Origin of the sequence: Nocardia sp. NPDC052001, from assembly GCF_040680615.1 — a bacterium.
Taxonomy (GTDB): Bacteria; Actinomycetota; Actinomycetes; order Mycobacteriales; family Mycobacteriaceae; genus Nocardia.
The window spans coordinates 376,156-399,431 of the sequence record NZ_JBFAXC010000006.1; the positions used below are offsets into that span (position 1 = coordinate 376,156).

The window sequence follows — 23,276 nt, forward strand, 5'->3', positions numbered from 1 at the left end:
GGAACTTGACCTGGAAATCGATGCGGCCCAGGTAGACCAGTTCACCGTCCTGGGTCCACTTCACCAGATCACCGGTACGGTACATGCGCTCGCCGCCGAACCCGAAGGGGTTGGCCACGAAGCGATCCGAGGTGAGGTCGACGCGGCGGTGGTAGCCGCGCGCCAGCTGCACACCGGCCAGATAGAGCTCACCGGGGACGCCGATGGGGGCGGGGCGCAGGCGCGAATCCAGGACGTAGACCTGGGTGTTCCACTCCGGCTCACCCATGGGGACCGCGTGCGGCTCATCGCCCACCTCGCGGTAGGTGACGGTGACCGCCGCCTCGGTGGGGCCGTACAGATTGTGCAGATCGGCGTCGCAGACCGCGCGGAACGCCGCGACGGTCTCCGGCGGGAACGCTTCACCGGCGACGAAAACCGCACGCAGGGAATCGAGTTCGCCCGCCTCGGCGTGGGCGGCGAAGACCGACAGCATGGATGGCACGAAATCGGTGAGCGTGACACCGTGCGCGGCGACGGTTTCGGCGAGGTAGCGGGCATCGCGATGCCCGTCCGGCGCGGCCAGCACCATGGTGGCACCGGCGCGCAGCGGCAGGAAGTAGCCCCACAGCGAGACGTCGAAGGTGGAGACGGTCTTCTGCAGGTAGACGTCCTTGCGGCCGATACCGTATTCGGCCTGCATCCACGCCATCTGGTTGGCGATGGCGCGGTGACTCACGGCGACGCCCTTGGGCTTACCGGTGGAGCCGGAGGTGAACAGCACGTACGCGGGGTGCTCCGGATGCAGCACCGCGCGGCGCTGGCGATCGGTGATCTTGGCGGCGGAGTACTCGGCGAGATCGAGTTCGTCGACGCGGTGCAGCGGGACGTCGATATGCGCGGGCAGCGCGAAACCGTCACCGGCGGTGGTCAATACGAGCTGCGGCTCGGCGGTGCCGAGAATATGGCCGATGCGCTCGATCGGATGCGAGGGGTCGACGGGGACGTACGCGCCACCGGCGCGCAGTACCGCGTACATGGCGACGATGAGCTCCACCGAACGGCCCATGGCCAGCACGACCAGGGATTCGGGACCGACACCGGATTCGATGAGCAGGCGGGCCAGTCGATTGGCGCGCTCGTCGAGATCGGCGTAGGTCAGCTCGGTCGTGCCGAATACCAGGGCGCGCGCCGCGGGGGTGCGCTGCGCCTGGGCGTCGAAACCGGCGTGCAGGAACAGATCCGGGACCTTGTGGCCGGTGGCGTTCCAGGAGTCAACGACATAGTCGAGTTCACCGGCGTCCAGCAGTTCGAGATCGCCGATCGCGCGCTCGGGCGCGGCGGTGGCGGCGGTCAGCAGTCGGGTGAATTTGGCGGCGAACTCCGCGACGGTGGGCGCCTCGAACAGTTCTGTGGCGTAATTGAATTCGGCGCGATAGCCGTCGCCGTCCTCGGCCACGGTCAGCTGGAGGTCGAATTTGGCGAAACCGGCGTCGAATTCGACGGTTTCGGTGTCCACCCCGGGCAGTTCGGGGGTGGAGACGCCCAGGTTCTGGAAGACCAGGGCGACCTGGAACAGCGGATGGCGATTGCGCGCGCGGGCCGGATTGAGCACCTCGACCAGGCGCTCGAACGGCACATCGCGGTGCGCGAACGCGCGCAGATCACGTTCGCGGGCAACCGAGACCAGGTCGGCGAAGGACAGTTCGCCGCGCACCTCGGTGCGCAGCACCAGCGTATTGACGAACATGCCGACCAGATCGTCCAGGGCGCGTTCGCCGCGACCCGCGACGGCGGTGCCGATGGCGATATCGGTGGTGCCGGACAACCGCGCCAGCAGGGCGGCCAGCGCGGCGTGCAGCACCATGAACGGGGTGGCCCGGGCCTGGGCGGCGAGTGCGTCCACGGCGGCGCGCAAATCGGCGTCGAGTGCGAAACCGACGGTCGCGCCGCGATATCCGGAGACCGCGGGGCGCGGGCGATCGGCGGGCAGATCCAATTGCGCGGGCAGTTCGGCCAGTTCCCGGGTCCAGAACGAGAGCTGGCGTGCGGCAAGCGATTCCGGGTCGGCGTCATCGCCGAGCAGGCGCTGCTGCCACAGGGCGTAATCGGCGTACTGGATCTCCAGGGGAGCCCAGTCCGGCCGCTCCCCGGCCCGGCGCGCGGTGTACGCCTCGACCAGATCGCGCACCAGCGGGGCCATGGAGACGCCGTCGGCGGCGATATGGTGCACCACCAGCACCAGCGTGTGATCGCTGGCATCGGCGCGCAGCAGGCGCAGGCGCAGCGGAACCTGTGCCGCCACATCGAATCCGCGCTTCGCCTCGGCCTCGATGGCGGCGCGCAGCTCACCCTCGGTGGTATCGGCCGGGGTCAGCTCGGCGGCGATCGGATGCCCGGCCGCGATCGGGCCGAGCGGTGCGGCGTGCACGAGCTGGATCGGACCGGCGGGGGTCTGCGGATAGGAGGTGCGCAGCACCTCGTGGCGGGCGATCAGATCGGTGACCGCGGCGGTGAGCGCGGCCGTGTCCAGATCACCGCGCAGGCGCAGCGCGACGATCACATTGTCGACCGCCGCCGCGTCGAAACCGTCTGCGGGCGTGACGGATTCGTCGTGCGCGAGGCGGTTCAGGAACCACATGCGCTGCTGTGCGGGCGAGAGCGGCACCAGGGCGGGCCGCTCCCCCGCCGCGAGCACGGGGCGATCGGCGTCGAATTCGGCCGGGCCGATCAGTTCGGCATCCGAATCCAGCTGGGCGGCGGGATCATCGGCGAGCAGGGCGAGCGCGGCGACGGTCGGGCGCTCGAAGAAATCGCGCACGTCCAGGGTGATGCGCAGCGCCTCGCCGACCCGGGCGATGGCCCGGGTGGCGATGAGCGAATTGCCGCCCAGGGCGAAGAAATCGTCATCCGCGCCGACCCGGTCGGTACCGAGCAGATCCGCGAAGATGGCCGCCACCGCCAGCTCGGCGGTGGTCTCCGGCGCCCGGAATTCGACCGCGGCATCGGTGAATTCGGGCTCCGGCAGCGCGCGCCGGTCCAGCTTGCCGTTCGGGTTGAGCGGGAATTCCGGCAACGCCATGAGCACGGCCGGAACCATGTACTCGGGCAGCCGATCCCGCGCCGCCGCCAGCACCGCGGCGGTATCCAGCTCGGCCGCGGCGGGCACCACGTAGCCGATCAGATGATCACCGGTCGCGGTGTGGTGCAGCAGCACCGCCGCCTGCGTCACCTGCTGATGGCTCAGCAGCGCGGCCTCCACCTCGCCGAGTTCGATGCGCAGACCGCGCAGCTTCACCTGGAAATCGGTGCGGCCCAGGTATTCCAGTTCATTCGGGCCACCGTCCACGGCGGGCTGCCAGCGCACCAGGTCACCGGTGCGGTACATGCGATCACCGGGCGCGCCTTCGGGATTGGCGACGAAGCGCTCGGAGGTCAAGCCGGTGCGCGCCACATAGCCGCGTGCCAGCTGCACACCGGCCAGGTAGAGCTCACCGACCACGCCGATCGGGACCGGGCGCAGGTTCTCGTCCAGCACCAGCAGATCGGTGTCGTCGGCGGCCGCGCCGATCGGCACCTGCACGGTATCGGCGGCGGTCACCTCGTGCGCGGTCACGTCGACCGCGGCCTCGGTGGGGCCGTACAGATTGTGCAGCGTCGCACCGCTGACATCGCGGAATCCGGCCGCGGTGGCGGCGGGCAGCGCCTCACCGGAGGCGAAAACCGCGCGCAGCGAATCGGATACGCCCTCGTGCGCGGCCTCGGCCACGAACACCGACAGCATGGACGGCACGAAATGCGCGATGGAGATGCCGTAGTCGGCGATGGTGCGCAGCAGATACGCCGGATCACGATGCCCGTCCGGCTCCGCGATCACCAGGCGCGCGCCGATCTGCAAGGGCCAGAAGAACTCCCACACCGATACGTCGAAGGTGAAGGGGGTCTTCTGCAAGACCGCGTCATCGCCGTGCAGCCGGTACATGCGCTGCCGCCAGCGCAGATTCGCCACGATCGCGCGATGCGAGACCGCAACGCCCTTGGGGCGGCCGGTGGAACCGGAGGTGAAGATGACGTAGGCGATATTGTCCGCCATCGCCTGCGGCACCTCGGGATCCGCGCTGGGCGACAGCGCCGAGGTGGTGACCGTGCGCTCGAACTCGTCGATGCGCAGCACCGGGACGGCGGTCTCGAAATCCGGCTCATCGGCCGTGGTGGTCAGCACCACGGCGGGATTCGCGACCGACAGCACGTAGGACAGGCGCTCGGCCGGATGATCCGGATCCAGCGGCACGTACGCGCCACCGGCCTTGATGATCGCGTACATGCCGACCAGCAGTTCGAACGAACGCCGCACGGCCAGGCCCACCAGCACATCCGGGCCGACGCCCGCGGCGATCAGACGGCGGGCCAGAGTGTCGGCGCGAGCGTCGAATTCGGCGTAGGTCAGGCTTTCGCCGCCGAATTGCAGCGCCACCGCGTCGGGGGTGCGGCGCACCTGCTCCTCGAACAGCGTCGCGAGGGTTTCGACCGGGGCCAGGTGCGGGGTGAGCACGGCGGCCGCGGCCTCGACGGCGTCATCGAGCAGGTCGTCCAGGACGGCGGTGAGCGCGCCCTCCTCCCCCTCCATGAGCGCCGGCAATTGACCCGAGATGACGACCTGGACCAGGGCCTCGGGTTCGAGTGCGCCGCCCATGGCCTCGGCCAGCGCACCCAGCTCGGCCGCGAGCGGGCCGTAGGCGACGGTGAGATCCCCGTGCCGGACCGCGATGCGATCCGGGTCCAGGGCTGCCACCGTTTCGATCAGATTCGGCAGGTCCGCGGCGCCGTAGGCGCTGCGCAGCGCCGCATGGTTACCGAACCGGTTGAGGGCGACCGACTCCACACGAGACATCAGAGGTCTCCTTCTGACTGAACCAGCGCCTGCGCCGCGCCCGAAAGCGTGTGCAGGACTTGGGACAGGCCACCCGCACCGAGGGCGGCCAGGATGCCGGGCACCAAACCGGCGAGCGCGATATTCACCAGGGCCTCCGGCTTCGCCGCGGCGCCCATGGCCCGGGCGACGGCGGCGATCTTGGTGGCCAGATCGCGGTAGGTGACGCTGTGCGCGCCGTGCGTGACGGCGACAGCGTCGGGAGCCAGCTCGGCGGCGGCTGCGATGAGCGCCGGGAGCTCGGCCGCGGGCACCTCGGCGGGTGTCCGCTCCGCCCCGGCCGCCGCACGCGACGGCACCGGGGTGGACGCCGGACCGGAGTTGCCGCTGCGAGGCCGCTCCGATTCGGTACGAATATCGATGGCGCGCACCGTGATCGCGGGATTCGCAGCGATCGCGGTGAGCACGCCCAGCAGCCGCTCCGCCAGCAGGCGAATGGTGGCGGCGTCGAAAATATCGGTCGCGTAAGCGAATTGCATGCGCAATCCGGTGACGCGGCCGCGCGGGTCGTACTGCTCCAGCGCGGTGAGCTGGAGGTCGAACTTGGCCTCTGCCAAGCGCGGTTCCAGCACCTCGACATCCAGGCCGGGCAGGGCGACCGTGCCGGTGTTCATGTTCTGGTAGGTGAACATGACCTGGAAGAGCGGGGTGTACGCGGTGGAACGGGCGCGGCCGGACGCGGCCAGCACCGCCTCCACCACCCGCTCGAACGGGGCGTCGGCCTGGGCCAGGGCGGCCAGATCGCGATCGCGGACCTGACGCAGCAGATCGGTGAACGGCGCTCGGGTGTCTACCTCGGCGCGCAGCACCACGGTGTTGACGAACATGCCGATCAGGTCGTCCAGGGCGCGTTCACCGCGACCGGCGACCGGGGTGCCGACGGCGATATCGCTCAGGCCCGACAGCTTCGACAGCAGCACCGCGAAGGCACCGTGCAGTACCCCGAACAGGGTGGCGTTGTGCTCGCGGGCCAGCGTGGACAGGCGCTCGGTGAGATCGGCGGAGATCTCGAAATCGACCGTATCACCGCGCATTTCGCGGCGAACCGGGCGCGGGCGGTCGGTGGGCAGCGGGAGCTGCTCCGGGAGACCGGCCAATTCGGTGCGCCAGAAGCCGAGCTGGGTGTTGAGCAGGCTGTCCGCGTCGGCCTCGGCGCCGAGCACGGTGCGCTGCCAGTCGCTGTAATCGCCGTACTGGATGGCCAGCGGAGCCCAGGACGGGGCGACCCCGCCGAGTCGACTCGTGTACGCCGACACCAGGTCTCGCGCCATCGGTGCGACCGAATAGCCGTCGGTGCTGATGTGGTGCATGACCACGACCAGCACGTGATCGGTCGCCGATACCGACAGCAGCGCGATGCGCACCGGCGGAGCGATCGTGACATCGAAACCGGCCGCGACGATTTCGGCGATGTGATCGTCGACGCCGTTGGCGGACACCGGGATCGGGGTCAGGTCGAAATGCACGTCGTCGACGGCCAGCACCTGCTGGACCTCACCGCTGTCCAGCTTGGGGTAGCGGGTGCGCAGGATCTCGTGGCGCTGCACCAGATCCCGCAGGGCGGCGGCCAGCGCGGCGTGATTCAGCGTGCCGGTGAGGCGAATTGCGGCGGGCACGTTGTACGCGCCCGACTCCGGGTAGAGCTGGTTCACCACCCACATGCGCTGCTGTGCCAGCGACAGCGGAGCCGGTCCGGTACCGGTCCGGCGGACCAGGGCGGGCCGGGTATTCGACGGATCGATCGCGGCCAGCCGCTCGGCCAGCGCCGATACGGTCGGCGCTTCGAACACCGCCGCGACCGGCACCCGCACACCCAGATCCGCGCCCAGGCGGGCCGCGAGCCGGGTCGCCATGAGGGAATTACCGCCCAGGGCGAAGAAATCGGCGTCCAGGCCGACTGCGGCATCGGACTCCGGGGTCGCGGCTACCTCGGCGACAGCCGTATCGGTCGCGGCGAGACCGATGACCTCGGTGAACGCGGCCGCGACCAGGCGCTCGATCCGCGATACCGGAGCGCGGTACGCGGCGGCGGTGAAGACCGGTTCGGGCAGGCGCGCCCGGTCGACCTTGCCATTGGCGTTGAGCGGCAACGCGTTCAGCACCACCAGGGCGGCGGGGACCATGTAGTGCGGCAGTTCGGCCGCGAGCGCGGTGCGCAACCCGGCCGCCACCTCGTCGTAGCCGGCCGGGTCGGCACCCGGCACGGCCGCATAGGCGACCAGCCTGGCTCCATTGCCACTGTCATCGCGGGCCACCGCCACCGCGGCGGTCACCCCGTCCTGCCGGCGCAGCGTCGTCTCGACCTCGCCGAGCTCGATGCGGAAGCCGCCGATCTTCACCTGGAAATCGGCGCGATCGACGTATTCCAGTGCGCCATCGGCACGGCGGCGGACGATATCGCCGGTGCGGTACAGGCGGCCCGCGCCGAACGGGTTGGCCACGAAGCGATCCGCGGTCAGGCCGGGGCGGCCGTGGTAGCCGCGCGCCAGCTGCGCACCGGAGAGGTAGAGCTCGCCGGGGACGCCGATCAGCACCGGCTGCAAGCGCGAATCCAGTACGTACGCACCGCTGTTCCAGGCCGGAGTGCCGATCGGAACGACCTGCTCGGGCTGCTCCGACACCTCGAACGCGGTGATGGACACGGCGGCTTCGGTCGGGCCGTACAGGTTGAACAGGCGAGCCGAGGCAGCGTCCGCGCCCGTGACGGCGGTCGAATCCGGGGATCCGGCACCTTCCGGACTCGCGGCGGCCGGGGCGTGCAGCCGCAGGAACTCGGCGGCGGTGGCGACCGGCAGGGCCTCGCCGATGGCCAGCACCGTGCGCACCGAAGCCGGGAGGGGGCCGGTGGTGAGCAGCATGCCGAGCAGGGACGGGACCGGGTGCAGGACGGTCACGGCGTGTGTGTCGAGGAGTTCCCGCAGGCGGTCCGGATCACGCTCGTCACCGGGGGCGGTGACGACCAGGCTGCCGCCGGTGGTCAGCGGCGACCAGAACTCCCACACCGACAGATCGAAGGTGGCGGGGGTCTTGAGCAGTGCGCGATCCCCCGTGCCCAGCGCGAAAGTGTCACGCAGCCACTGCAATTGGTTGGCGATGGCGGCGTGCGGGAGGGAGACGCCCTTGGGCTTGCCGGTGGAACCGGAGGTGAAGATCAGGTAGGCGGGATTGTGCGGGCGCAGCGGGCGCACCCGCTCACCGTCGGCGATCGGCGCGGCCGAGAACGCGGCGGTGTCGAGGCGATCCACCTCGTGCACCGGGAGCACCGACTCGAACGGGACGCCATCGGCCGAGGTGGTGAGAACCGCTGCGGGAGCCGAGGTCTCGACGATGTGGGCGATGCGATCGGCCGGATGGTCCGGATCGATCGGCACGTACGCGGCACCGGACTTGACCACCGCGTACATGGCGATGACCAGCTCGACGGAGCGGCGCATGGCCAGCACCACCGTCTGTTCCGGACCCACGCCGTCGGCGATCAGGCGACGGGCCAGCCGGTTCACCCGAGCATCGAATTCGGCGTAGCTCAGCGCGATTTCGCCATCCGCGCTGAGCAGTGCGACCGCGTCCGGGGTGGCGGCGGCCTGGGCGTCGACCAGATCCACCAGGGTGACCGGAGCGACCGCGTGCGCGGTGGCATTCCACTCCGTGAGCACCCGCTCGCGCAGGTTCGCGCCGAGCAGATCGATCGAGCCGACAATGCTGTCCGGTTCGGCCGCAACGGTTTCCAGCACCCGCCGCAGGGCGGCGGCGAAGCGCAGCGCGGTGGCCTCGGTGAACAGATCGGTGGCATAGCCCAGGGTCAGCTCGACCCCGGCGGGCACACCGGCGTCGCCGTAGTGGTCGACCGCGAACAGGTGCAGGTCGAACTGGGCGATCTCATTGTCGAATTCGACCTCCGAGACCGTCAGACCGGGCAGCTCCAGGGCGGCGCGCTCATGGTTCTGGAAGGAGAAGCCGACCTGGAACAGCGGATGCCGGGCGGTGGAGCGCTGCGGGTTGAGCACCTCCACCAGACGCTCGAACGGGACGTCGGCGTGCGTGAAGGCCGCGATATCGGCGGTGCGCACCCGGCCGAGCAGGGCCGAGAACGGTTCCGCCGCATCGATTTCGGTGCGCAGCGCCAGGGTGTTCACGAACATGCCGATGATGTCGTCCAGGGCGGCCTCGCCACGACCGGCGATCGGGGTGCCGACGGTGATGTCGGCGGTACCGGACAACCGGGCCAGCAGGGCCGCGAACGCCGCGTGCACCACCATGAACAGGGTCGCGCCGTGCCGGCGGCCCACCTGGGTCAGCTCGGCGTGCAGCTGGGCGTCCACACCGAACGCGATGCGCTTACCGCGCAGGCTCTGCCGCGCCGGGCGCGGGAAATCGGCGGGCAGATCCAGCTGATCCGGCAGACCGGCGAGGGTCTCGCGCCAGAAGGTGAGCTGCTGTGCCGCAATCGATTCCGCATCGCTCTCGGCACCGAGCAGCGCGCGCTGCCACAGCGCGTAATCGGCGTACTGCGCCGCCAGCGGCGACCACGCCGGGGCGGCCCCGGCCAGGTGCGCGTCATAGGCGTGCATGAGATCGCGCACGAACGGCACCAGCGAGGAGCCGTCGGCCGAAATATGGTGCAGCGCACCGGCGAACACGTATTCCGGGCCGACCGCGTCGGTGATCCGGAACAGCGCGAACCGCACCGGAACCGCGGTGGTGACATCGAATTCGGTCCCGGCGAGCTCCAGCATGCGCCGCGGCAGTTCGGCCGCGGTGCAGTCGATGACATCCAGCGGCTGTGCGGCCTGGTCGGCGGACAACACCACCTGCACCGGTCCGGCGGCGGTCTCCGGATAGACGGTGCGCAGCGTCTCGTGCCGCTCGACGAGTTCGGCCACGGCCGCGCGCATGACCGCGATATCCAGATCGCCGCGCAGGCGCAGCGCCAGCGGAATCGTGTACGCGGTCGAGCTGCCGTCGAAGCGGTTCAGGAACCACATGCGCTGCTGCGCGGGCGAGAGCGGCAGGCTGTCGGGCCGCTCCCCCGCCACCAGCGCGGGACGCGAAACACCCTGCGGCGCGACCTCGACGCGGGCCGCCAGCGTGCCGACGGCGGACGCCTCGAACATCGCCCGCACACCCACGGTGGTGCCGAGCGCCTGCCCGATCCGCGCGACCGCCTTCGCCGCCAGCAGCGAACTGCCACCCAGCTCGAAGAAGTCGTCGTCCACGCCGACGCGCTCACTGCCGAGCAGATCGGCGAACACCCCGGCCACGATCTCCTCCACCGGTGTGGACGGGGCCCGGAACACCTTGGCCTCGAACACCGGCGCGGGCAGCGCCTTGCGATCCAGCTTGCCGGAGGCATTGAGCGGGAACGCGTCCAGCACCACGAAGGCGGCCGGGACCATGTAGCCGGGCAGTGCGGCCGCGAGTGTGGAGCGGATCTGATCCAGCTGTACGCGATCGGCGGCGTGCGCCGAAACCTGTGCGCTGTCACCGGCACCCGCGCCGCGAGTATTCGCGGCGGTGTCCGCGATGCCTGTGCTCGCAGTCGCGGCGCTTTCCGGGGCGTTCGTGATATTCGCGACGGGGACGGCGGAGATCGCGGGGACCAGATAGGCGACCAGCTGGTCACCGAGACGGTCATCGGAGCGGACCACGACCACCGCTTGGGCGATGGAATCCTGTGCGGTCAAAGCGGATTCGATCTCACCCAGCTCGATGCGCAGACCGCGCAGCTTCACCTGGAAATCGGTGCGGCCGAGGTATTCGATCTCACCCTCGGCGTTCCACTTCACCAGGTCACCGGTGCGGTACATGCGCTCGGACGTGCCGAAGGGGTTGGCCACGAAACGATCCGCCGACAGGTCCGGGCGGCCCAGGTACCCGCGGGCGAGCTGATCACCCGCGAGGTACAGCTCACCAGCGACACCCGGGGCGACCGGGTTCAGGCGGGCGTCGAGCACGTAGGTGCGGGTATTCCACACCGGGCGGCCGATCGGCACCGACAGCGTGTCGGCGTCGACGACCTCGTGGAAGGTGACGTCGACGGCGGCCTCGGTGGGGCCGTACAGGTTGTGCAGGCGGGCACCGGTCAACTCGCGCAACTGCTGCGCGATGGTGACGGGCAGCGCCTCGCCGGACGCGAACACCTGGCGCAGAGCCGTATCGGCGGTATCGCCGATCGTGGCGGCAGCGGCGTCGCCGAGTTCCGCAACGAACAGTGCCAGCATGGACGGCACGAAATGCGCTGTGGTGATGCCCTCTTCAGCGATCACCCGGGTGAGGTATGCGGGATCGCGGTGGCCATCCGGCTTCGCGATGACCAGACGCGCGCCGGTCTGCAAAGGCCAGAAGAACTCCCACACCGACACATCGAACGTGGCCGGAGTCTTCTGCAGCACAGCGTCTTCGGCAGAGATCGGGTACTCGTGCTGCATCCACAGCAGGCGGTTCACGATCGCACCGTGCTCCACCGCCACACCCTTGGGGCGACCGGTCGAACCGGAGGTGAAGATGACATACGCGGTGTGCGACGGGCTGATCGCCTGTCCGCGTTCGGCATCGGTGATCGGCGCGGCCGAGTACTCGGCGAGGTCGAGGGTGTCGACCTCTACGAGCAGGGCACCGCTGGCGGTCGCGACGGCATCGCGACCGGTGGTCAGGATGGCGGCGGGGCGCGCCGTATCCAGGACGTAGTCGATGCGGTCGGCGGGCTGATCGGGATCCAGCGGAACGTAGGCCGCACCGGCCTCGAGTACCGCGTACATGGCGATCACCAGGTCGACCGAGCGGCGAATCGCCAGGGCGACAGTCGCTTCCGCGCCGATGCCCTGGGCGATCAGATGCCGGGCCAGGCGGTGCACCCGGGCGGCGAACTCGGCGTAGGACAGTTCCACGCGAGCCTCGGTGTCACCCTCGAAGATGACCGCGGTCGCCTCGGGCGTGGCCAACACCTGCGCCTCGAACAGTGCGACCAAGTTCGTGGCGGCGCGCCGCGCGTCGGCGGAAACACCGTCCGCCGCTCCGCTGTTCAGCGGCAGCACGGTGGTGATGTCGCGGGCGGTGGCGTTCCATTCGGTGAGGACGCGGCGGCGTTCGTCGGCGCGCAGCAGGTCGATATCGCCGACGGCGATCATGCGGTCGGAGGCGACCGTCTCCAGCACCTGTTCGAAGCGGCGGGCCAGCAGGGCGATGCTGTCGGCGTCGAAAAGGTCGGTGGCGTAGGTGATCTCGATATCCATGCCGCCGGTGCGACCCTCGGCGGCGAAGGATTCGGTCACCGTGAACTGGAGGTCGAATTTGGCGATGCCCGACTCGATCTGGGCGGGGTGCACGCGCAGACCGGGCAGTTCCAGGGTGGGCAGCGGGAAGTTCTGGAAGGTCAGCAGCACCTGGAACAGCGGGTGCCGGTTCTGGGCGCGGGCGGGGGCGAGCGCCTCCACCACGCGTTCGAACGGGATGTCGGTGTGCGACAGGGCCGCAATGTCCCCGCTGCGGACCTGACCGAGCAGGGTGTCGAACCCGGTGCGCGGATCGATCTCGGTGCGCAGCACCAGGGTGTTGACGAACATGCCGATCAGGCCGTCCAGGGCCTGTTCACCGCGTCCGGCCACCGGGGTGCCGATGGCGATATCGGTGGCGCCGGACAGCCGGGACAGCAGTACCGCCAGCGCCGCGTGCACGGTGCTGAACATGGTGGTGTCCAGCTTCAGCGCCAGCGCCGCGAGGTCACCGTGCAGGCCCGCGTCCACGGTGAAGTGGTGCGTGCCGCCGCGCTGGGTCGACAGCGCGGGGCGCGGGCGATCGGCGGGCAGGTCCAGCTGATCGGGCAGCCCGGCCAGGCGGGTCCGCCAGTAGTTCAGCTGACGCGCGGCCTCGGACTCCGGATCGGTGTCCGCACCGAGCACCTCGGACTGCCACAGCGTGTAATCCGCGTACTGCACGGGCAGCGGCTGCCAGGCCGGGTCCTGACCGGTGTGGCGGGCGATGTACGCCGCCATCAGATCCTGTGCCAGCGGGCCGAGCGAGAAACCGTCGGCGCTGATGTGGTGCAGTACCAGGGCCAGTACGTGTTCGGTGCCCGACAGCCGGAAAAGCTCCGCGCGCACGGGGGTTTCGGCGGTCAGGTCGAACGCGTGGGTGGCGGCGGCGACCAGGCGGGCATCCAGTTCGGATTCGTCGAGCTGCTCGGCGACCACCGCCGGAACACTCTGCGCGACAGGCAGAATCACCTGTTCGGGACCTTCCGCCCCGTCCGGGTACACGGTGCGCAGGGTTTCGTGCCGCGCCACCAGATCGGCGAGCGCACCCGCAAGCGCGACCGTGTCCAGCTGTCCGGAGAACCGGATGACCAGCGGGATATTGTCCGCCGCCGCACCGGGTCCGGCGGTTTCCTCCGCCGCCCAGTACCGGTTCAGGAACCACATGCGCCGCTGTGCCAGGGCCAGCGGCAACCGCTCCGGGCGCATGCGCGGCAGCAGCGGCTTGCGCGCGCCGCCGCCGGAGCGTTCGTGCGCGTACTCGGCCAGCGCTGCCACACTGCGGGTTTCGAACAGCGCGCGCACCGGGATCTCGCAATCCAGGGCCACACCGATGCGGGCAACCGCGCGCGCCGCCAGCAGCGAACTGCCGCCGAGCGCGAAGAAATCATCGTCGACGCCGACCCGCTCGAGACCGAGCAGTTCGGCGAACACACCGGCCACCGCGATCTCGGCAGGTGTGCCGGGCTCCCGGTACGCCGCACCCTCGAAAGTCGGGGCTGGCAGAGCGGCGCGATCCAGTTTTCCATTGACCGTCAGCGGAATTCGATCGATCACCACGATGGCGGAAGGCACCATATGCTCGGGCAAACGACGGGCGATCGCCTGCCGGAGCACAGCGGTGTCCACGGTCGCCTCGGCAACCACGTAACCGACCAGGCGGTCCTCGGCGACGATATCGTCGTGCCGGACCACCACCGCGGCCTCGCGCACACCACGCTCAGCGAGCAGCGCGGCCTCGATCTCGCCGAGTTCCACGCGGAATCCACGCAGGTTGACCTGCTGATCGGCGCGACCCAGGTATTCCAGTTCACCGGTCGCGGTCCAGCGGGCCAGGTCGCCGGTGCGGTAGGCGGAGCTACCGGCGGGACCGAACGGGTCCGCTACGAAGCGGGCCGCCGACAGCGAGGGACGCGACAGATAACCGCGCGCGAGCTGCCCGCCGGAGACGTAGACCTCACCGGGCACACCCGGCGCAACCGGGCGCAGGCGCGAATCCAGCACGCGCACAACCAGGCCCGGCAGCGCACCGCCGATCACACTGGCCGAACCGGTGTCCGGGGTGATGGGGCGGTACGACACGTGCACCGTGGTCTCGGTGATGCCGTACATGTTCACCAGCGCCGGAGCCTGCGGATGGCGGGCGAACCACTCGCGCAGCCGCTGCGGCTCCAGGGCCTCGCCGCCGAAGATCACCACGCGCAGTGCGAGATCGTCGGCCTGCCGCTCCTGATCGGCGGCGATCAGCTGGTAGAACGCCGACGGAGTCTGGTTGAGCACCGTAACCCGTTCGGCGGCGAGCAGTTCCCGGAACTGCTGCGGCGAACGCGAGGTGAAGTAGTCGACCACCACGACGCTGCCGCCGGACAGCAGCGGGCCCCACAGCTCCCACACCGAGAAATCGAAGGCGTAGGAGTGGAACATGGTCCAGACATCGGACGGGCCGAATTCGAAGTGCCGCTGCGAATTGTCCAGCAGCCGAACCACATTCAGATGCGGGATGAGCACGCCCTTGGGACGGCCGGTGGAACCCGAGGTGTAGATGACGTAGGCGGTGTTCGCCGGGTTCAGCGTGGCGCGACGATCGGCATCGGTGACCGGGGCGTCGGAGTGGTCCGCCAGATCCAGGGCGTCGAGATCCAGCACCGGACCGCCGAACCAGCCCGCGGGCAGATTCGCGGCCGCGCTGGTGAGCGCGCACACCGGGCGGGCGTCATCGAGTACATACTCGATGCGATCGGCCGGGTAGTTCGGATCGATGGGCAGGTAACCGCCACCGGACTTCAGCACCGCGAGCAACGCGACGACGAGTTCGGCGGTGCGCGGAAGCGCAACGGCCACCAGCGATTCCGGGCCGACACCGGCGGCGATGAGGCGGCGGGCCAGGCGGTTCGCGCGGGCGTCGAGCTGAGCGTAGGTGAGGGTGGTCTCGCCCGAGCGGACGGCGACGGCGTTCGGATCGATCAGCGCGGCGGCAGCGAAACGATCCGCCAGCGTGGCGGTTTCGGCGATATCCGCACCGGTGGCCGACCATTCGTGCAGTACCAGCTCGCGCTCATCGGCATCGAGGACCTCGATATCGCCGACCGGCAGCAGGTCGTCATTCGCCACCGCGGTGACCACGCGCTCGAAACGGCGAGCCAGCGCCGCGATGCCGTCGGCGTCGAAAATATCGGTGGCGTAGGTGAATACGGCGGCCAGGCCGCCGTCGGCCTGCTCACCGATGGAGAGTTGCAGGTCGAATTTGGCGGTGTGCGTATCGATATCGAGCCGCGACACCTCCAGGCCCTCCAGCTCGAGGGCCGCGCCCGCGATGTTCTGGAAGTCCAGCACCACCTGGAACAGCGGGTGCAGACCCTGCGTACGCACCGGGTTCAGCGCCTCGACCAGTCGCTCGAACGGGACGTCGGCGTGCGCGAAGGCGCGCAAGTCGGCGTCGCGGACGGCGGAGACCAAGTCCGCGAACGAGTTTCGCGACGCGACCTCGGTGCGCAGGGCGAGGGTATTGACGAACATGCCGACCAGGCCGTCCAGCGCCTGCTCACCACGGCCCGCGACCGGGGTGCCGATCGCGATATCCGACTGTCCGGACACCTTGGCCAGCAGCGTGGCCAGGGCCGCGTGCACCACCATGAACAGCGAAGCGTTCGAGCGTTCCGCGATCTCCCGCAGCCGCTCGTGCAGCCCGGCGTCGAGGGTGAACTCATACCGCGCGCCACGCCCCGAGGCGGTGGCCGGACGCGGCCGATCCAATGGCAGCGACAGCTCCGGAGCCAGCCCGGACAGCTCATCCCGCCAGAACGAGATCTGCTGCGCCAGCAGCGACTCCGGCACACCGGCGTCGCCGAGCAGCTCCCGCTGCCACAGCGCGTAATCGGCGTACTGCACCGGCAGCGCGGCCCACTGCGGAGCCTCACCGCGACGGCGAGCGGCGTACGCGGCCATCAGATCGAAGGTCAGCGGCGCGACCGACAGACCGTCGGCGGCAATGTGATGCACCGCGAACACGAGCATGTGCTCGTCATCGCAGGTGCGAAGCAGGTTGAGGCGCAACGGGACTCGGGTGTCGACAGCGAAGGGCTGGAGGGCCAGTTCGCGGATGCGGGCATCCAGATCGGCGGCGGCGACATCCTCGGTGCGCAGGCCGACGGCGGCTTCGGTGCGCGGGAGTACCTGCTGGCGGCCGATGCCATCGGTGGCGGGGTAGATGGTGCGCAGGGTTTCGTGGCGCTCGATGACATCGTCGAGGGCCGCCGCGAGGGCTTCGCGGTCCAGGTCGCCGGAGAGGCGGATGGCGGCGACCAGGTTATCGGCCACCGAGGCGGTGTCGAAGCGGTTCAGGAACCACATGCGCTGCTGGGCGTAGGACAGCGGCACGGTGGCGGGGCGTTCGCCCGCGACCAGCGGCGGGCGGCCGCCGGTGCCCGCGAGATCGCCGAGGGCGGCGGCCAATTCGGCGACCGTGCGGGCGTCGAAGATCAGGCGCACCGGGACGCGGGCGTCCAGGGCCGCGCCGAGGCGGGCGGTCAGGCGGGTGGCGATGAGGGAATTGCCGCCCAGATCGAAGAAGTCGTCGTCCGCGCCGATGGCGGCGCTGCCGCCGAGCACCTCGGCGAAGGCGGCGGCCACCAGGCGTTCGGCCGAGGTGGTGAGCGCGCGGTATTCGCGAGCCGCGAATACCGGTGCGGGCAGCGCCTTGTGGTTGAGCTTGCCGTTCGGGGTCATCGGCAGTTCGGCGATGACCGTGAAGGCGGCGGGCACCATATGCGGGGCCAACCGGCCCGCCAGGCTCGCCCGCACCGACTCGGTGCGCACGCCCGCGGCGGCGTCGGCGGGCACCAGGTAGGCGGCCAGCTGATCACCGCGCACCGCATCGCTGTGCACCACCACGACGGCCTGGCGCACCTGCTCGTGCGCGGCCAGCGCGGATTCGATCTCACCGAGTTCGATGCGGTAGCCGCGCACCTTCACCTGGGAGTCGTTGCGGCCCACATAGATGACGGAGCCGTCGGCGGCCCAGCGCACCAGATCGCCGGTGCGGTACATGCGCTCGCCCGGCGCCCACGGGCAGGCCACGAAACGATTCGCGGTCAGCTCCGGGCGACCGTGGTAGCCGCGCGCCAATTGCGGTCCGGCCACATACAATTCGCCGATCGCGCCGACCGGCACCGGCTGCAGCGCGGCATCGAGCACCCATTCGCGCACACCGCGGATGGGGCGGCCCACGTGCACGGGCTCACCCGCGCGCAGCGGCTGCGACATATTCACGATGACCGTGGTCTCGGTCGGGCCGTAGGCGTCGACGATGGTCCGCCCGGCCTCGACCCAGCGGCGCACCAGCTCGGCCGGTACGGCCTCACCGCCGACCGCGACCGACTGCACATCCGGCAGATCCGCCGGATCCAGCGAGGCGGCGGCGGACGGCGTCATGGCCAGATGCGTGACCCGCTGTACCCGAGCGAAATCCGCGAGCTCCTGACCGACGGTCGCACCGGCCGGCGCGATCACCAGGGTGGCCCCGGAATTGACAGCCAGCAACAGTTCGGCAACCGAGATATCGAAGGACGGCGAGGCCACACTCAGCACCCGCGCGCCCGGATGACCGAAGTAGTGCACGGTCTGCTCGGCCGCCAGGCTCACCAGCGCCTCATGCGTGACCAGCACGCCCTTGGGCAGACCGGTGGAACCGGAGGTGTAGATGGCGTACGCGATGTGCTGCGGATGCAGCGGGCGCAGCCGGTCCGCGTCGGTGATCTGCTCGGCCGAGAATCCGGCGCAGGCGGCCTCGAACGCGGGATCGTCCAGCAGCAGCCAGGGCAGCGGGCCCGGCAGCGCGGCCCGGGACGCGGCCGTGGTCAGGCCCAGGACCGCACGGGAATCGGTCACCATATGGGTGATGCGGTCCACCGGGTAGGCGGGATCCACCGGGAGCCAGCCCGCACCCGATTTGATGACCGCCCAGACCGCGGTGACCTGTTCGATGGAGCGCGGCACGCCGACGGCGACCAGATCGTCCGGGCCGATGCCGCGGTCGATCAGCAGTCGCGCCAAACGCGAAGAGGCGGCGTCGAGTTCGGCGTAGGTGAGGGCGCGGCGCTCATCGCACAGGGCGATATCGTCCGGATCGGCCTCGGCCGCCTCGGCCAGCACCTCGGGCAGCAAACCGGTCGCGACGACCGGGCCACCGGAGCGGGTGGTGAGATTGGCGTATTCGCGCGGCGAGAGCAGCGGTAGATCGGCGACCATGGTCGCGGGGGCGGCGGTGACGGACTCGAGCAGGCGCAGGAAGCGCGCGGCGAGCACGGAGATGGAGGCGGAATCGAAGAGGTCCGTGGCGAAAGCGAACTCCGCCTGGATCCCCGCCGGTGCCGGACCTTCCCCGGGACCGGCACCGGCGAAGCTTTCGGTGACCGCGATCGATAGGTCGAACTTGGCCACTCCGGTGTCCAGCGTACCCGGCATGGCAAGCAATCCGGGCAGTTCGATGTCGATATTCCCGGTACCGGTGAAAGACAGCGTCACCTGGAAGACCGGATGGCGGGCTTGTGAGCGCGCCGGATTCAGGGTCTCGACCAGCTGCTCGAACGGCACATCGGCGTGCGCGAAGGCGGCCAGATCGGATTCCCGTACGGCGCCTAGCAATTCGGCGAAGGTGCTGCGCGTGTCGATATGCGTGCGCAGCGGGAGGGTGCCGACGAACATACCGATCAGTTCGTCGAGATCGCGTTCGCCGCGGCCGCCGACGGGGGTGCCGATGACGATGTCATCACCCCCGGACAAGCGCGCGAGCAGCACCGCGAGCACCGCGTGCATGAGCATGAAGGCCGAAACCCCATGTTCCTGAGCGGTTTCCAGCAATTGAGAGTGCAGACCGGCCGGTATTTCCAGATGGTGGGTACCGCCGCGACCGCTCGCCACCGCCGGGCGCGGCCGATCCGAGGGCAGATCCAACTGCTCCGGCGCGCCGGCCAGCGTGCGCGTCCAGAACTCCAGCTGCTGCGCCAGCAGGGAATTCGGATCGGCCGCGTCACCGAGCCGTTCCCGCTGCCACAGTGCGTAATCCGCGTACTGCAGCGGCAGCGGGGCCCAGCCGGGCGCGTGACCGGCCAAGCGCGCGGTGTACGCGGCCACCAGATCCCGCGCCAGCACGGGCAGCGACAGACCGTCCGCCGCGATGTGGTGCAGGACGACGGCGAGCGCGAAATCCGCCTCGCCACTGTCCATTTCGTCCCGAATGTCGAAAAGGCGAGTCCGGAAAGGGATCTCGGTCTCGAGATCGAAACCGCGAGCGGCGAACTCGAGCAATTCGGCCTCGAGGTCCGCGGCCGCGATCTCCTCGACCACGGCGATCAGATCGGTGCCCGCGATCAGACCCGTCGCGGTGGCGTCGAACTCGGCCACCGCATCGGTCAGCAACTGATCAGCAAGCGTGGCCAGCGCACCGCGCGGGGACAGCGAGGCCGCCGGAATCACGCGCTGGCACGGACCCTGCGGGGTCTGCGGGAAGACGGTGCGCAGCACCTCGTGCCGGGCCACCAGATCCGCGATCGCGGCCCGCATGGCGTCCGCGTCCAGCTCACCGTGCAGGCGCAGCACGAACGGCATGTTGTAGTCGGCGCTGCCGGTGGCGAACCGGTTCATGAACCAGATGCGCTGCTGAGCGGGCGAGAGCGGGAGCACCTCGGGACGCTCACGCGCCGCGAGTTCCGGCACCCTCGTGCCGAATTCGGCATCGTCATCGAGGAACTGCCGCTCCACCAGCTCGGCCAGCGTCGCCACCGTCGGCGCGCCGAAGAGCTCGCGCACCCCGATTCGGCAGCCCAGATCACCGCTGATGCGCGCCGCCACCCGGGTGGCGATCAGACTGTTGCCGCCCATGGCGAAGAAATCGTCGTCGAGCCCCAGGCCCTCGCGCTCGAGCACCTCGCCGAAGACCCGCGCGATCGCCTGCTCCACCACCGAAACGGGGGCGCGATAGACAGTGACGGTCGGCTCCGGCGCGGGCAGCGCCCGGCGGTCCAGCTTGCCGGAAGCATTGAGCGGCAACGCATCCAGCACCACGTACGCGGACGGCACCATATAGGAGGGCAGCGCCTCGGCGGCCGCGATGCGCAACGCCGCCACATCCGGCGCTCGATCGGCGGCCGGAACCAGATAGGCGACGAGCTGTTCATCGCGCACCACCACGACCGCCTGACGCACGGAATCCGTTGCGGCGAGCACGGTTTCGATCTCACCCAGTTCGATGCGCAGACCGCGCAGCTTCACCTGGAAATCGGTGCGCTCCAGATAGACCAGTTCGCCCTGCGGCGTCCAGCGCACCAGATCGCCGGTGCGGTACATCAATTCACCCGCGTCGCCGTGACCGTCGCGCCCGGTGAAGGGATCGGCGACGAAGCGTTCCGCGGTCAACCCCGGCCGTGCCACGTAGCCCCGGGCGAGCTGAACCCCCGACAGATACAGCTCACCCGGGGTCCCCACGGGGACCGGCCGCAGACGTGAATCAAGCACGTACAGCCGGGTATTGGATACGGGCGCGCCGATCGGCACCACCTCGGTATCCAAGTCGGTGACCGCGTGGAAGGTGACGTCGACCGCCGCCTCCGTCGGTCCGTAGAGGTTGTGCAGCGCCGCGCCGGTGAGCGCGCGCAAGCGCTGCGCGGTGGCGGCGGGCAGCGCCTCACCGGAGGCGAAGACCAGGCGCAGCCGCATATCGCGCGCGGACGCCGCGACCAGCTCGCCCAGGAACACCGCCAGCATGGCGGGCACGAAGTGCGCGACCGTGACCCGTTCGCGGACAATGGTTTCCGCCAGGTAGCCGGGATCGCGATGCCCGTCCGGGGTCGCCACGATCAGCGTCGCGCCGATCTGCAACGGCCAGAAGAACTCCCACACCGAGACGTCGAAGGTGGCCGGGGTCTTCTGCAGCACGATATCCGCGGCGGTCAGGCCGTACTCGGACTGCATCCAGGCCAGTCGGTTCACGATGCCGCGATGCGTGACCGCCACACCCTTGGGGAGGCCGGTCGAACCCGAGGTGAAGATGACATAGGCGGTGTTGGAAGGCCGCAGTGGCGCAAGCAGTTCCGCCGAGTTCAAGGGTGCGGCCGAGTACGCGTCCAGCGCGAGTTCGTCCAGATGCAGCACCGGTGCGTCGAATTCGGCGGCGGGCCGATCGGCGGAGGTGGTCAGCACCACGGCCGGTTGCGCGGTCGCCACGATATGCGCGGTGCGATCGGCCGGATGATCCGGATCCAGCGGCACATAGGCCCCGCCCGCCGCCTGCACGGCGTACAGCGCCGTCACCAGCTCGGCCGAACGGCGCAGATGCAGCGCCACCGTGGTCTCCGGGCCGACGCCCAGCGAAATCAGATGCCGGGCAAGACGATTCACCCGTCCCGCGAGTTCGGCGTAGGTCAGTTCGGCGGCCGGTTCGCCGGCGTAGCGCAGCGCCACCGCGTCCGGGGTGCGCGCGGCCTGCGCCGCGAACATGGACACCAGCGTCGCGTCCTCGGCCACCGGCGGCTCCGCCGCGCCGAAGTCCCGCGCGGTGTCATTCCAAATCCGCAGGCTCACTTCGCGTTCCAGCTCGGTGATGACCGGGACCGCGGCGAGCGGGGTCGCCGGATCCAGCTCCAGCAGCCGCTCCAGGAAACCGGTGAAGCGCGCGTGATGGCGGGCCAGATCGTCGCTGCCGTACAGATTCGGATTGGCCTCCAGCTCCAGGTGCAGCTGATCGGTGTCCGCGTAGTACACCTGCAGGCTCAGATCCTCGACCGGACCGGTGGTGAGCACGTGATAGCGCGCCGTCGCCGCACCGAGCGGCAGGGCCATATCGAAGAGCATGAAATTGGCCAGCGGGCCGAACAGCGCGCGCCGGGTCTGCTGCCCGTCGCGATCGGCGTCCCGGCGAATGTCCTCGTGCCGATACCGCTGGTGGCGCACCGCGTTCGACAATTCCTGCCGCGCCCCGGCCAGTACCGCACCCCAGCTGTCCTGATCGCCGACGGCCAGGCGCAACGGCACGATATTGGAGAGCATGCCCGCCGAACGCCGGGTGTAGTCATCGGTGCGCGCCGTCACCGGCAGGCTCACCACCACTTCGCGCTGATCGGTGAGCCGGGCCAGATATGCCCCGAAGGCGGCCAGCAGCACCACCACGGGCTTCGAATCCCGTTCGCGGGCAACCTGGTTCACGCGATCCAGCACCCGCTGCGGCAGCTGCCGGCCGAACCGCAGATTGGCGGCGGCGGGCGGTGCGGTGCGGCGATCCAGGGTGGTGGCCTCCAGGCCCAGCACCCGATCGGCCCAGTACTCGCGATCCCCGGCGAACTGCGCGCTGGCGCGATACCGCTGCTCGTTCTCGACCAGCACCGGGATATCGCCCGGATCGATGGCCGACGGTTCACCGCCGGTCATCAGCGCGTTGTACCGATCGGCCACGCGCAAAGTGATGTTGAGCGCGCCGAATCCGTCCAGCAGGATGTGATGGCAGCGCAGGTAGAAGAAGTAGCGGTGATCCGCGACCTGCAGCACCGCACCGTTGAACAGGCGGTCGCGCAGCAGATCCGCGGGTGCGGAGAAGTCGGCGTGCATCCATTCGCGGGCGGCGGCGATCGGATCGGCCGCATCGCGCATATCCAGGTACGGCACCGGAACCGGCAGCGTGGGATCGACGATCTGCCGGGGCTGGCCGTCGACCTCGATCAGGCGCGTGACCAGCGCCTGATACTCGCGCATGGTGTGGCCGGTGGCCTCGGCGATGGCGGCCGGATCGAGTTCGCCCTGTACGTCCACGTACTGCGCGACATTGATCGGCACATCCGGATCGAGCAGCTGGGCGTACCAGAGTCCGAGCTGCCCGGGGGTGAGTTCGAAAGCCTCCGGCGCGGGGCCGCTGCCCACCGCCCGATCGCTGCCCGGTCCGAAACCACCCAACTCCGTACCCTGCACCAGAGCCTCCTCGATTTGCCCGAATTGCTTTGTGGCCGAACGCTTTCGGGCATCGCGAAATAGACCTGTGCGTGCCGGTGGGAAACCGGCCGCCAGGTCGCGGAAAACCGCACTGCCCTGGGTGATTCGACGAATGCGCGGCGTCGGGGATGACGCTTTCGCGCGTG

The 23,276-nt window shown here is 69.8% G+C and carries 2 protein-coding genes (1 of these 2 running past the window's edge); both read right to left on the minus strand.

All coding sequences use genetic code 11. The annotated features are described in order from the left end of the window. On the minus strand, nt 1-4,870 hold the 5' portion of the coding sequence (locus tag AB0L82_RS28065; RefSeq protein ID WP_364642623.1) for a non-ribosomal peptide synthase/polyketide synthase. Its footprint begins 23,771 nt before the window's first position; the window shows 4,870 of its 28,641 coding nt (coding positions 1-4,870); it begins with the start codon at nt 4,868-4,870; its stop codon lies beyond the left edge, outside the window. Beyond that, nucleotides 4,870-23,109 carry a non-ribosomal peptide synthase/polyketide synthase gene (locus AB0L82_RS28070; protein WP_364642626.1) on the minus strand — a complete coding sequence of 6,080 codons (18,240 nt, stop codon included), beginning with the start codon at nt 23,107-23,109 and terminating at the stop codon, nt 4,870-4,872. Before AB0L82_RS28070 ends, AB0L82_RS28065 begins: the two co-directional genes overlap by 1 nt. Nucleotides 23,110-23,276: the final 167 nt, after the last annotated feature.